General features: G+C 72.4%; 12 protein-coding genes and 1 rRNA gene. 2 read left to right on the forward strand and 11 right to left on the reverse strand.

The features are described from left to right. Window positions 1-27: 27 nt before the first annotated feature. The 4 genes from recN to J7E93_RS28865 all read right to left on the reverse strand — a co-directional run bounded on the left by recN (window position 28) and on the right by J7E93_RS28865 (window position 4,007). Entirely contained in the window at window positions 28-1,746 is a 1,719-nt protein-coding gene (recN, locus tag J7E93_RS28850; protein ID WP_215072948.1) for a DNA repair protein RecN, read from the reverse strand. 146 nt (window positions 1,747-1,892) lie between these two features. Then, entirely contained in the window at window positions 1,893-2,822 is a 930-nt protein-coding gene (locus J7E93_RS28855) for an NAD kinase (RefSeq protein WP_215072937.1), read from the reverse strand. After that, window positions 2,819-3,634, reverse strand: coding sequence for a TlyA family RNA methyltransferase (locus J7E93_RS28860; protein WP_215072938.1), 816 nt, complete (start codon window positions 3,632-3,634; stop codon window positions 2,819-2,821). The genes J7E93_RS28855 and J7E93_RS28860 overlap by 4 nt, the downstream gene beginning before the upstream one ends. A 7-nt stretch (window positions 3,635-3,641) precedes the next feature. Then, entirely contained in the window at window positions 3,642-4,007 is a 366-nt protein-coding gene (locus J7E93_RS28865; protein WP_215072939.1) for a hypothetical protein, read from the reverse strand. 42 nt (window positions 4,008-4,049) lie between these two features. Here J7E93_RS28865 and J7E93_RS28870 point away from each other — a divergent pair, with 42 nt between their 5' ends. Further along, window positions 4,050-4,397: an SCP2 sterol-binding domain-containing protein gene (locus tag J7E93_RS28870; RefSeq protein WP_215072940.1), complete on the forward strand. Its 348-nt coding sequence runs from the start codon at window positions 4,050-4,052 to the stop codon at window positions 4,395-4,397. On the opposite strand, the gene J7E93_RS28875 is transcribed toward J7E93_RS28870, so the two are convergent. The 4 genes from J7E93_RS28875 to J7E93_RS28890 form a co-directional block, all read right to left on the reverse strand. Next, window positions 4,386-5,228 (reverse strand): ABC transporter ATP-binding protein, encoded by an 843-nt coding sequence (locus J7E93_RS28875; RefSeq protein WP_215072941.1) that lies wholly within the window; start codon window positions 5,226-5,228, stop codon window positions 4,386-4,388. The two genes, J7E93_RS28870 and J7E93_RS28875, sit on opposite strands and share 12 nt — an antisense overlap. Before the next feature lie 26 nt (window positions 5,229-5,254). Further along, entirely contained in the window at window positions 5,255-6,289 is a 1,035-nt protein-coding gene (locus J7E93_RS28880; RefSeq protein ID WP_215072942.1) for an iron chelate uptake ABC transporter family permease subunit, read from the reverse strand. After that, complete coding sequence (locus J7E93_RS28885; RefSeq protein ID WP_215072949.1) at window positions 6,286-7,245, reverse strand: iron ABC transporter permease; 960 nt, start codon at window positions 7,243-7,245, stop codon at window positions 6,286-6,288. The genes J7E93_RS28880 and J7E93_RS28885 overlap by 4 nt, the downstream gene beginning before the upstream one ends. A 290-nt stretch (window positions 7,246-7,535) precedes the next feature. Beyond that, window positions 7,536-8,591, reverse strand: a complete 1,056-nt coding sequence (locus tag J7E93_RS28890; RefSeq protein WP_215072943.1) for an HAD hydrolase-like protein — start codon at window positions 8,589-8,591, stop codon at window positions 7,536-7,538. An 85-nt stretch (window positions 8,592-8,676) separates the two neighbouring features. Here J7E93_RS28890 and J7E93_RS28895 point away from each other — a divergent pair, with 85 nt between their 5' ends. Beyond that, the gene (locus J7E93_RS28895) at window positions 8,677-9,963 is read left to right on the forward strand and encodes a DUF1015 domain-containing protein (protein WP_215072944.1); all 1,287 of its coding nucleotides are present in this window, start codon (window positions 8,677-8,679) and stop codon (window positions 9,961-9,963) included. 64 nt (window positions 9,964-10,027) lie between these two features. Here J7E93_RS28895 and J7E93_RS28900 read toward each other — a convergent pair whose 3' ends face one another. The 3 genes from J7E93_RS28900 to rrf form a co-directional block, all read right to left on the reverse strand. Then, entirely contained in the window at window positions 10,028-10,831 is an 804-nt protein-coding gene (locus J7E93_RS28900; RefSeq protein WP_215072950.1) for a tetratricopeptide repeat protein, read from the reverse strand. Further along, window positions 10,771-12,015 (reverse strand): hypothetical protein, encoded by a 1,245-nt coding sequence (locus J7E93_RS28905; RefSeq protein WP_308368824.1) that lies wholly within the window; start codon window positions 12,013-12,015, stop codon window positions 10,771-10,773. The genes J7E93_RS28900 and J7E93_RS28905 overlap by 61 nt, the downstream gene beginning before the upstream one ends. 225 nt (window positions 12,016-12,240) lie before the next feature. Beyond that, window positions 12,241-12,357: ribosomal RNA gene (rrf, locus tag J7E93_RS28910) — 5S ribosomal RNA — on the reverse strand. Window positions 12,358-12,485 lie beyond the last annotated feature (128 nt).

Genomic DNA, 12,485 nt, shown 5'->3' on the forward strand with positions numbered 1-12,485 from the left:
CCCCGGCCCCGGCCGTGCCGCGCTTCCTCAGGCGTCCGCCCGGGCCGTCGCGAGGAGCTCCTCCGCGTGAGCCCGCGCCGTCTCCGAGTCCTCCTGGCCCGCCAGCATCCGTGACAGCTCCCGGACCCGGTCCTCGCCCTCCAGGACGGTGACACCGGACCGGGTGACGGAACCGTCGTTGGTCTTCTCCACCAGCAGCTGCCGGTCGGCGAAGGCCGCGACCTGCGGAAGGTGGGTGACCACGACGACCTGCGCGGACTTGGCGAGCTTGGCGAGCCGGCGGCCGATCTCCACCGCCGCCTTGCCACCGACACCCGCGTCGACCTCGTCGAAGAGGTACGTCGGCACCGGATCCGTACCCGCGAAGACGACCTCCACCGCGAGCATCACCCGCGACAGCTCACCGCCGGACGCTCCCTTGGCGATCGGCCGCGGCGGAGCTCCCGGATGCGGGGCGAGGAGCAGCTCGACCTCGTCGGCCCCGGACGGCCCGTAGGCCACGGTCCTGCCGCCGACCTCGACGCCCTCGGGGTCCTCGGTCTGCCGGATGTCGAAGGAGACGCGTGCGTGCGGCATGGCGAGCGAGGCCAGTTCGGCGGTCACGGCCTCGGCGAACCGGGCCGCCGCCTCCGTACGGGCGTCGGTGAGCGCCTGCGCAAGGACCGACAGTTCGGCCCGCAGCGCGTCCCGTTCGGCCGTCAGCTCGCCGATCCGGTCGTCGTCGCCCTCCAGCTCGGTGAGCCGGGCCGCGCTCTCCTGCGCCCACGCGAGCACGCCGGCGACGTCCGCGCCGTACTTCCGGGTGAGCGCGGTGAGCGCGGCGCGGCGCTCCTCGACGGCGGCGAGCCGCCGCGGATCGGCGTCGAGGTTGTCGGCGTAGCCGGCGAGCTCCCCGGCGACGTCGGCGAGGAGGATGGAGATCTCCCCCATCCGGTCCGCGAGCGCGCCCAGCGCCGGATCGTGGGACCGTACGGCCTCCAGGGCGCGCCCGGCGCCCGCGACCAGGGTCGTCGCGTCGACGGCCTCCGGGTCCTCGGGGTTCCCGGCGAGCGCGCCGTGCGCGAGGGCCGCGGCGGAGGCGAGGGCCTCGGCGTGACCGAGCCGCTCGGCCTCGGCGGCGAGTTCGGTGTCCTCGCCGGCCCGCGGCTCGACGGCCTCGATCTCACCGAGTCCGAAACGCAGCAGATCGGCCTCGTGGGCCCGTTCCCGCGCCCGGGTGGTGATCTCGTCCAGCTCGGCGACGACGGCCCTCAGCCGCCGGTACGCCTCCCCGTACGCGGCCAGCGGTACGGCAACGGCGTCACCCGCGTACCGGTCGAGGGCCCCACGCTGCCTGGCCGGCTTGAGCAGGCCCTGCTGGTCGGTCTGGCCGTGGACGGCGACAAGCTCGTCGGCGAGTTCGGCGAGCAGCCCGACCGGCACGGAACGCCCGCCGAGGTGGGCACGCGAGCGCCCCTCGGCCGAGATCGTCCGGCTGACGAGCAGTACGCCGTCGTCGAGCTCGGCGCCCGCCTCCTCGGCCCGTACGGCGGCGGTGGCGCCCTCGGGCACGCTGATCCGCCCCTCGACGACGGCCGACGCCGCGCCGATCCGCACCAGGGCCGGGTCGGCCCGCCCGCCGAGCAGCAACCCGAGGCTGGTCACGACCATGGTCTTGCCCGCACCGGTCTCGCCCGTCACCGCGGTGAAACCGGGCGACAGCTCGACGACCGCGTCGTCGATGACCCCGAGCGACCGTATCCGCATCTCCTCCAACACGGTCAAGACCTTACGAGGTCGAGGCCCGGCTGTGCGACGGCCCCTGCCGGAACGTGATGAACCCGCAGGTCGGGAAAGCGGTTGTCACCCGTGGGGGTGGGCGGGCCGGCCGCCCGTCGGCGGCCGGACACGACTTAGCGCGGCGCGCCTCGCCAGCCCGACACCGGCAGGGCGAACTTCGCCACCAGCCGGTCCGTGAACGAGGCGTGGTGCAGCCGTGCCAGCCGTACCGGCACCGCCCCGCGCCGCACCTCCACGCGTGCCCCCGAAGGGAGTTCCACGGTCCGCCGGCCGTCGCACCACAGCACGCCGTGCGGCGTGTGCGGCTCAACCTCCACTGTCAGCACCGACTCGGGCGTCGTCACCAGCGGCTTGGCGAACAGCGCGTGCGCGCCGATCGGCACCATCAGCAGCGCCTCGACCTCGGGCCAGATCACCGGGCCGCCCGCCGAGAAGGCGTATGCCGTCGAGCCCGTCGGAGTCGCGCAGATCACTCCGTCGCAGCCGAAGCCGGTGACCGGCCGGCCGTCGATCGCGAGCACGACCTCCAGCATCCGTTCCGGGGAGACCTTCTGCACGGCCGCCTCGTTGAGGGCCCAGTCCCGGTGCAGGACGTCACCGTTCTCGTAGACGGCCACGTCGAGGGTCATCCGCTCCTCGACCTCGTACGCCCGGGTGACGACCCGGTCCACGACCTTGTCGAGGTCGTCGCGCTCGGCCTCGGCGAGGAACCCGACGCGTCCGAGGTTCACGCCGAGCATCGGCACGCCGGACGCCCGGGAGAACTCGGCGCCGCGCAGCAGCGTCCCGTCGCCGCCGAGGACGACGAGCAGTTCGCAGCCGTCGAGGGCGTCGGAGCAGGCCTCCGGTACGACCTCCACGGACGGCGGCAGCGGCAGGTCGGCCGCCTCCGCCTCCAGGACACGGACGCCGATCCCGCTGCGCAGCAGACCGAGGACGACGAGTTCGGCGCTGCGCACGGCGGCCGGCCGGCCGGTGTGCGCGAGCAGGAAGACAGTACGACTGCCAGAACGACTAGCAGGTGGTGCGGTCGTTGAGCTCAACGAGGTCCCTCCGCCACGGCGCGGTCGACATCCGCCGGATCCAGCGCGGGCGCCCCTGCCCGCAGCCACAGAAAGTACTCGACGTTCCCCGAGGGGCCGGGCAGCGGGCTCGCCGTGACGCCCAGCACACCGAGCCCGAGCTCGCCGGCCTGCCGCGCCACGTTGCGTACCGCGTCGGCCCGGAGCTCCGGGCTGCGGACGACGCCACCGGTGCCGAGCCGCTCCTTGCCGACCTCGAACTGTGGCTTGACCATCAGGACCAGGTCCGCGCCGGGGGCGGTGCAGCGCACCAGGGCGGGCAGGACCAGGCCGAGCGGGATGAAGGAGAGGTCGCCGACGACGAGGTCGACGGGGGTTTCGTCGATCGCGTCGAGCGTCAGCTCCCGGACGTTCGTCCGGTCCTTCACGGTGACCCGCTCGTCGCTCTGCAGCGACCAGGCGAGCTGACCGTAGCCGACGTCGACGGCGACGACATGTGCGGCGCCCGCGCGCAGCAGGACGTCGGTGAAGCCGCCGGTCGACGCGCCCGCGTCGAGCGCTCGGCGTCCCTCGACCTTCAGCCCCTGCGGTACGAAGGCGGCGAAGGCGCCGGCCAGCTTGTGGCCGCCGCGCGAGACGTAGTCGGGGTCGTCGTCGTCCTGGGCGACGACGATGGCCGCGGCGGTCTCGACCTGGGTGGCGGGCTTGGTCGCGACCGTCTTGCCGACGGTCACCCGGCCCGCGGCGATCAGCTGACTGGCGTGCTCGCGCGAGCGCGCGAGCTTGCGCCGTACCAGCTCGGCGTCGAGACGGCGGCGTGCCACTCCTGCCACGTTCGGTTCAGCTCCTGTGGTCGTACGGCGATGTCGGTCCGGGGCGGACGGTGTCGAGCGAGGTCAGCTCGTCGCGCAGCCCACGGTGTACATCCTCGTACACCTCCAGGTGTCCTTCCGCCGGGAGGCGGTCGGCGTCGGCGAGACGGCCGAGGAGGGCATCCACGCCGGGGTGTCCGGTGGGGGTCCGCTCCACGCCCAGGGGCGCGGGCGCGACGGGCTCGAAGGCCGCGTCCCCGGCCCTGTTCCCGCCCCCGTCCCCGTGCGGCTCCGCCCCCGCGGGGACGGGCTCCGCCGCCGTACGATCCGGCTCCGCCGCCGTACGATCGGGGTCCACCCCTGTGCCGTCCGGCTCCGGCATCACGTCGCTCATCCCCCGACGCTATCGCGAAGCCCTGCGGTACGGTCGATCACAATGGCCACGATCGAGGAGTGCCGCAGCGCACTCGACAAGCTTTCGGACAATCTCACGCGCGCGAACGGCGAGGTGCGCAGTGCCACCGCGCTCGACCGCACCCTGAGCTGCCACCTCACCGACCTGGACACGACGTTCACCGGCCGTCTCGCGGGCGGTCGGATCGAGGTCGGGGACACGGTCCCGGGCCCGCCGCCCGCCAAGGCGCAGATCCGCCTGGCGATGACCGGCGACGACCTCGTGGCGATGGTGAACGGCGAGCTGAACTTCGCGAAGGCCTGGGCCTCCGGCCGGGTCAAGCTGGAGGCGGGGCTGCGCGACCTGCTGCGGCTGCGGTCACTTCTGTAGGGCCGGCTCCTGCGCCGCCACGGCCTTGCGGGCGCGCGCCTTGCGGCCCGCCGGTACGACCAGGGGCGTGCCCGTCTCCGGGTCGTCGATGACCTGGCAGCGCAGCCCGAAGACCCGCTCGACCAGCTCGGCCGTCACGACCTCGGCCGGCGGGCCCTCCGCGACGACCTCGCCGCCGCGGACGGCGATGAGGTGGGTCGCGTACCGCGCCGCGTGGTTCAGGTCGTGCAGGACGGCGACCAGGGTGCGTCCCTGGGTCTCGTGCAGTTCGGCGCAGAGGTCGAGGACGTCGATCTGGTGCTGGATGTCCAGGAAGGTCGTCGGCTCGTCGAGGAGCAGCAGCGGGGTCTGCTGGGCGAGCGCCATCGCGATCCACACCCGCTGGCGCTGACCGCCGGACAGCTCGTCGACGTACCGTTCGCCGAGCTCGGCCACGCCGGTCGCCGCCATCGACTCCTGGACGATCCGCTCGTCCTCCGGCGACCACTGCCGCAGCAGCCCCTGGTGCGGGTAGCGGCCACGGGCGACGAGGTCGGCGACGGTGATGCCGTCGGGGGCGATGGAGGACTGGGGCAGCAGGCCGAGGGTCTTGGCGACCTTCTTGGCCGGCATGGTGTGGATGGTCTGCCCGTCGAGGAGGACCCGCCCCTGGGAGGGCTTGAGCATCCGGGACAGGGCGCGCAGGAGGGTCGACTTGCCGCAGGCGTTCGGCCCGACGATGACCGTGAAGGAGTTGTCGGGGATCGCCACCGACAGGTCGCGTGCGATGATCCGCTGGTCGTAGGCGAGGGTGACCGCCTCCGCGCTGAGCCGCTGGGTCCGACCGTCCATGGGGTTGCTCCTGAGGTTCTTCTCGTTCATATCCGTCCTGCCTTGCGTTCGGCGACGAGCAGCCACAGCAGATAGCAGCCGCCGAGCACGCCGGTCACGACGCCGACGGGCAGTTGCCGGTCGCCGAAGGCGTTCGTCGCCAGCCAGTCGGCGACCAGCAGCAGCGCGGAGCCCATGAGGGCGGAAGCGGCGAGGTTCGGTCCGGGTGAGCGGGTGAGCCGGCGCGCCAGCTGCGGCGCGCTCAGCGAGACGAAGACGATCGGGCCGGCGGCCGCGGTGGCGACGGCGACGAGCAGCACGGCGGAACCCATCAGCACGATGCGGGTCCGCTCGACCTTCACGCCGAGCGCGTACGCGGCGTCGTCCCCCATCTCCAGCATCCGCAGCGCCCGTCCGTGCCCCAGGACCAGCGGGAGGAGCAGACAACTGGCCGCGAACAGGGGCCAGAACTGCTGCCAGTCACGCCCGTCCAGCGAACCGGTCATCCACACGGTGGCCCGGGTGGCGTCGACCAGGTTGGCCTTGGTGAGGAGGTAGTGGATGACGGCGGTCAGCATGGCGGCCGCACCGATGCCGACGAGGACGAGACGGTAGCCGTGCACCCCTCGCTTCCAGGCGAGCAGGTAGATCGCGGTGCCGGTGATCAGCGCGCCGACGATCGCCCCGCCAGCGGCGGCGAGCGAACTGCCCTGGAAGAGCACGATGACGAGCAGCGCGCCGACGGAGGCGCCCTGACCGAAACCGATCACGTCCGGACTGCCGAGCGGGTTGCGGGAGATCGACTGGAAGACGGCGCCGCCGATGCCGAGCGCGGCGCCGACGAAGACGGCGACGAGCACACGCGGCAGGCGCAGGTCCATGACGGCGAACTCCTGGACGGCGGTGCCGTTGCCGAGGAGCGTGGTGACGACATCGCCGGGGGCGATCGGGAAGTCTCCGCTGCCGATCAGGACGATGCCGACGGCGAGGGTGAGAACGAGCAGCGCCAGCACGGAGATCGCGGCACGGGGCTCGTACCGTACGGAGAACCCTCCCCCGGTCCGTAGCGACTTGGTGGTCACAGCTGGGCCATCCTCTTGCGGCGGACGAGATGGATGAAGACGGGGCCGCCGACGAGCGCGGTGACGATGCCGACCTGGAGCTCGGAGGGCCGGGCGACGAGCCGGCCGATCACGTCGGAGCCGATGAGCAGCACGGGTGCGAGGACGGCCGCGTACGGGAGGATCCAGCGCATGTCGGGGCCGGTGATGGCGCGGACGAGGTACGGCACCATCAGCCCGAGGAACATGATCGGGCCGCAGGCCGCGGTCGCGGCGCCGCACATCAGCGTGACGGCCACCATCGCGACGACGCGGGTGCGGTTGAGGTTGGCGCCCAGCGCGCGGGCGGTGTCGTCGCCCATCTCCATCGCGTTGAGCGGCCGGGAGATGAGCAGGGCGAGCACGACGCCGACGAGGACGAAGGGTGCGATCCGGCGCACCGTCTCCATGTCGGCGGAGGCGAGCGACCCGACGGTCCAGAAGCGGAGCCGGTCGAGGGCGGCCGAGTTCAGCAGCTGTACGGCGTTCACGTAACCGTAGAGCGCGGCGGTGGCGGCGGTGCCGGCGAGCGCGAGGCGCACGGGTGTGGAGCTGCGGCTGCCGCCGAGGACGTACACGACGACGGAGACGACGGCCGCGCCGATGAAGGCGAACCAGATGTAGTCGGTGACCTCGGTGATCCCGAGGAACGCGATCGCGGACACGACGGCGGCGGCGGCACCGGCGTTGACACCTAGGAGGCCGGGTTCGGCGAGCGGGTTGCGGGTGAGGCCCTGCATCACGGCTCCGGACAGACCGAGCGCGACGCCGACGAGCAGCCCGAGGAGGGTCCGGGGGACGCGTACGTCATGGATGATGACGTCGTTTCCGACACCGCTGTTCTGGAACAGACCGTGCCAGACATCCCCGAGCGGCACCGGTTTGGCGCCGATCATGATGCTCAGGACACAGACCAGCAGCAGGACCCCGACGGCCACGACCAGGCCGACGGCGCGCACGGAATTGCGACGCCTCGGCGGCTGGGCAGGACCTGTCGACTCCGCGCTCGCTCGGGAGGGACTCTCGACCAACACGGAGTTAGGTTAGCCTACCCTGCCATCGTCCCATCGGTCCTGGAGGTCCGTTCCCGGCGGACAGCCGCCCGTGCGGGCGACGGCCACCCGCATCGTCCGCCCGCTTCCCGCTTGCACGGCCGGCCCCCAGGTCCACGGCTGCCACCGCCCGCCCCGGCCACCCCTCGGACGCACCCGCCGGCGTCAGGCTCCCGTCACCACCCCAGCCGCCGGAGCGCCTTCGCCGCGTCCAGCCCGCACGCCCCAGGGCCGGCGTCCGACCACGCCGCCCCGCACAAGGCCCGCACGCCGTCGAGCGCGTCCCCTTCGCCGTCCAGCACCAGCGCTCCCCCGCTCACCGACGCCGTCCACCCCTCGCACACGAAGCCGCCGTCGGCCTCCGTCACCTCGGGCTGCCCCACGAGCAACCCCCGCAGATCCGCCGCCACATACGTCGGCCGGTGCTCCGGCACCGCCGACAGCAGCTGCGCCACGTCCGTCACCCCGGTCAGCACGAGCAGCGAGTCCACACCTCCGTTGAACGCCCCCTCGATGTCCGTGTCCAGCCGGTCCCCGACCACCAACGGCCGCTCGGCGCCGGTCCGCAGCACCGTCTCACGGTGCATGGGGGGCAACGGCTTCCCCGCCACCTTCGGCTCCACGAGACCGCCCGTGGCGATCCGGACGACCTCCACCGCGGCCCCGTTCCCCGGCCCGATCCCCCGCGGCCCCGGAATGGTCAGGTCCGTGTTCGACGCGTACCAGGGCACGCCCCGCGCCACCGCATAGCCCGCCTCCACAAGGCGCCCCCAGGGCAGCTCCGGCCCGCCGTACCCCTGCACGACCGCCGCCAGACCCTCCTCGTCCGCCGACTCCACCGGCTCCAGGCCCCGCTCACGCAGCGCCACCCGCAGCCCCTCCCCGCCGATCACCAACACCCGCGAGCCGGGGGGCACTTCGTCGGCGATCAACCGCGCCACCGCCTGCGCCGACGTGATGACGTCCCCTGCCTCGGCCGGCACCCCCAGCTCGGTCAGGTGCGCGGCCACCGCGTCCGGCGTCCGCAAGGCGTTGTTGGTGACGTACGCGAGGTGCATGCCGCCTGCCCGCGCCGAGCCCAGCGCGTCGACGGCGTGGGGAATCGCCTCGCCGCCCGCGTACACCACACCGTCCAGGTCCAGCAGCGCCGTGTCGTACGCCTCGCTCAGCGCCCGCGCGCTGCCGCCCGGCCGATTCCTGCCCTGCCGGCCCTGACCGCCGCCGTCACCCATGACCTCGTACTCCTCACATCACCGCGGGAAAGCCCCCCGCTCCCCCGATCATCGCTCATAGCCACCGCCCACTTACGATTGCGTAATGAACACCTCAGGTCCCGCGGCCGACGACGTCCGCGCCGACGGTCTGCGTCTGGTCCCGTTCCGGGGACTCCGCTACGTCCCGGAACGGGTCGGCAGCCTGGCCGCCGTGACCTCCCCGCCGTACGACGTCGTCGTGCGGCCCGACGGACTGCACCACCTCGAGTCCGCCGACCCCCACAACATCGTCCGGCTGATCCTGCCGCAGGCCGTCGTCGCCGGCACCCGTCACCGCAAGGCCGCCGTCACCCTCGACCGCTGGCTCGCCGAAGGCGTCCTCGCACCGGACCCCGAGCCCTCGCTCTACGTGTACGAGCAGCACGGCGACGGCATCCTCCAACGGGGCGTCATCGGCGCGCTGGAGCTCTCCACACCGGCGGAGGGCATCGTCCTGCCCCACGAGGACGTGATGCCGCACGTGGTCGAGGACCGCGCGGCGCTGATGCGGACGACCGCCGCGAACCTGGAGCCGCTGCTCCTCACGTACCGCGGTGACGGCGACGGCGCCGCGGATGTCATCGAACGCACCGTCCAGCGCGAGCCGCTGCTCTCCACCACCACGGAGGACGGCTTCCATCACCGTCTCTGGTCGGTCACGGATCCCGCCGAGCTCGCCACGATCACGGCCGGTCTCGCGGAGCACCAGGCGCTGATCGCCGACGGCCACCACCGCTGGGCGACCTACCTCCGCCTGCGCGAGGAGCACGACTCGCCGAGCCCGTGGAACTACGGCCTGGTGCTCCTCATCGACACCGCCCGCTACCCGCTGCGGGTCCGCGCGATCCACCGGCTCCTCAACCGCCTGCCGGTCGCGGACGCGCTCGCGGCCCTCGGGGACGGCTTCCGTGTCCGCCGCGTCGAGGGCCCCCTTCCGAGGGCCCTGGAGTCCCTGGCGTCGGCGGCGGCCGAGGGCAACGCCTTCCTCCTCACCGGCGACGGCGCGTTCCACCTCGTCGACCGGCCGAACCCGGAGCTGCTCTCCCGCACGGTCCGCACGGACCGCCCCGAAGCCTGGCGCACCCTGGACGCGACGGTCCTGCACGCCACGCTCCTCGACCACCTCTGGCACATCCCGGACGCTCCCGAGGACATCAGCTACATCCACGACACCGCGGCCGCCGTCGCCCAGGCGGAACGCCGCGGCGGTACGGCGGTGCTCATGCATCCGGTACGGGAAGACGTCGTACGGGACCTGGCGCGGCAGGGCGTCACCATGCCCCGCAAGTCGACGTCCTTCGGCCCGAAGCCGGCGACGGGCCTGGTGCTCAGAAGCCTGGCGCTGGACTGAGCACACAGAAAAAGGGCGGCACCCCGGGGAGGGGTGCCGCCCTTTTCTCGTCAGACGTCAGATGTCAGACGCGGTCGTCCTCGTCGTCCTCGTCCTCGTCGTCGTCCTCGTCGTTGTCGAGGTCTTCGACGTCGTCCTCGTCCGCGTGGACGGCCACGGTCTCTACGATCTCGTCGGTCTCGTCCGAGTCGTCGATGGCGTCCACGAACTCGACACCGTCCAGCTCGGCGAGCCGGTCGGAGGCGTCCGTGGCTCCGTCCTTGTCCGACTCCAGCGCCTTGGCGAACCACTCACGGGCCTCGTCCTCACGTCCGGCGGCCAGCAGCGCGTCGGCGTAGGCGTACCGCAGGCGCGCGGTCCACGGGTGCACGGCGGTGGACGCGAGCTCGGGGCTCTGCAGGGTCACGATGGCGGCGTCCAGCTGCCCCATGTCCCGGCGGGCACCCGCGGCGACGAGCCGCATCTCGACCTGTCCGGCCTTGTCCAGCTTCTGCGTCTCCGGCTCACCGGCCATCGCGAGCGCGCGCTCGGGCCGGCCCATACCGCGCTCGCAGTCGGCCATCACGGGCCACAGCTCGACGCCACCGTTCATCCGCCGCGCGGCCCGGAACTCGGCCAGCGCCTCGGAGTACTTCTGCGTGGCGTACGCGGCGAAGCCGGCGGCCTCACGCACGGCGGCGACGCGGGAGGCGAGCCGCAGGGCGATACGGGAGTAGGCGTACGCCTGCTCGGGGTCCTCGTCGATCAGGTTGGCGACCATGACGAGGTTGCGGGCGACGTCCTCGGCGAGCCCCTTGGGGAGGCTCATCAGCTCCTGGCGCACGTCGGCGTCGATCTCCTCACCGGTGATCTCCGACGGGATCGGCAGCCGCTTGATGGGCGCGCGATCCGGCCGGTCCCGGTCCCGGTCGTCGCGACGCCCGTAGCCACCCCGGTCGTCCCGACCGCGGTAACCACCACCACCCCGGTTGTCGTCACGCCGGTCGTCACGACGGAAGCCACCGCCACGGTTGTCGTCCCGACGCGGCCCACGGGGGCGGTCGTCACGGCGGTCGTCACGGCGGTCATCACGGCGCTCGTCCCGACGGAAGGGCGGACGCTCCTCCCGCTGGAAGCCGCCACCGCGGTTGTCGTCCCGACGGTCGTCACGGCGGAAGCCACCGCCACGGTTGTCATCACGCCGGTCATCACGCCGGTCATCGCGACGCTCGTCCCGACGGAAGGGGGGCCGCTCCCCACCACGGTCGTCACGGCGGTCATCACGGCGCTCGTCCCGACGGAAGGCCGGCCGCTCCCCACCACGGTCGTCGCGGCGGAAGGACGGACGGTCGTCCCGCTGGAAGCCGCCACCGCGGTTGTCGTCCCGACGGTCGTCACGGCGGAAGCCACCGCCACGGTTGTCATCACGCCGGTCATCACGCCGGTCATCGCGACGGAAGCCGCCACCACCACGGTTGTCGCCACCACGGTCGTCGCGACGGAAGGGAGGACGCTCCCCGCCACGGTCGTCACGGCGGAAGGACGGACGGTCGCCACCACGGTCATCGCGACGGAAGGACGGACGGTCGTCACGGCGGTCATCGCGACGGAACCCGCCGCCACCGCGGTTGTCGCTCCCACGGAAGCCACCACCACGGTTGTCCCCGCCACGGTTTTCGCCACTGCGGAACCCGCCGCCGCCACGGTTGTCGCTCCCACGGAAGCCACCACCACGGTTCTCGCCGCCACGGTTGTCCCCGCCACGGTCGTCACGACGGAAGCCGCCACCGCCACGGTTGTCGCCGCCACGGTTGTCCCCGCCACGGAAGCCACCGCCGCGGTTGTCATCGCGCCGGTCGTCGCGACGGAAGGGGGGACGCTCCCCGCCACGGTCGTCACGGCGGTCATCACGGCGGTCATCACGGCGCTCGTCACGACGGAAGGCCGGCCGCTCCCCACCACGGTCATCGCGACGGAAGGACGGACGGTCGTCACGTCGGTCATCGCGACGGAAGCCGCCACCGCCGCGGTTGTCGCCGCCGCGGTTGTCGCTGCCGCCACGGTTGTCGTCACGACGCGGTCCGCGGAAGCCGCCCCGGTCGCCACCGTCCCTACGACGCGGCTCGCGCTCCGGACGATCGTCGGGAGAGTTGGTGGACATCGACGTGACTCCTGTCTTCGGGTACTGCAGTCATTCTCGCGCAGTCGGCACTCCGACGCGCTTCGAAAAATTCAAGGCAAAACAAAAAGGACCCTTGGTCCCAGCATGAACGCTGGGACCAAGGGTCCTGAAAGATTGTTCGGCGGCGTCCTACTCTCCCACAGGGTCCCCCCTGCAGTACCATCGGCGCTGAAAGGCTTAGCTTCCGGGTTCGGAATGTAACCGGGCGTTTCCCTAACGCTATGACCACCGAAACCCTATCGGGTTCTAGCGAACAAGCACACTCTTCAATTAAAAGTGGAGCTGGTTCAACCGGTGCGACTGTTCGCAACCCGGGAACCACACAGTGGACGCGAGCAAATGAGGACAAGCCCTCGGCCTA

This window comes from Streptomyces sp. ISL-36 (genome assembly GCF_018614205.1).
Lineage (GTDB): Bacteria > Actinomycetota > Actinomycetes > Streptomycetales > Streptomycetaceae > Streptomyces.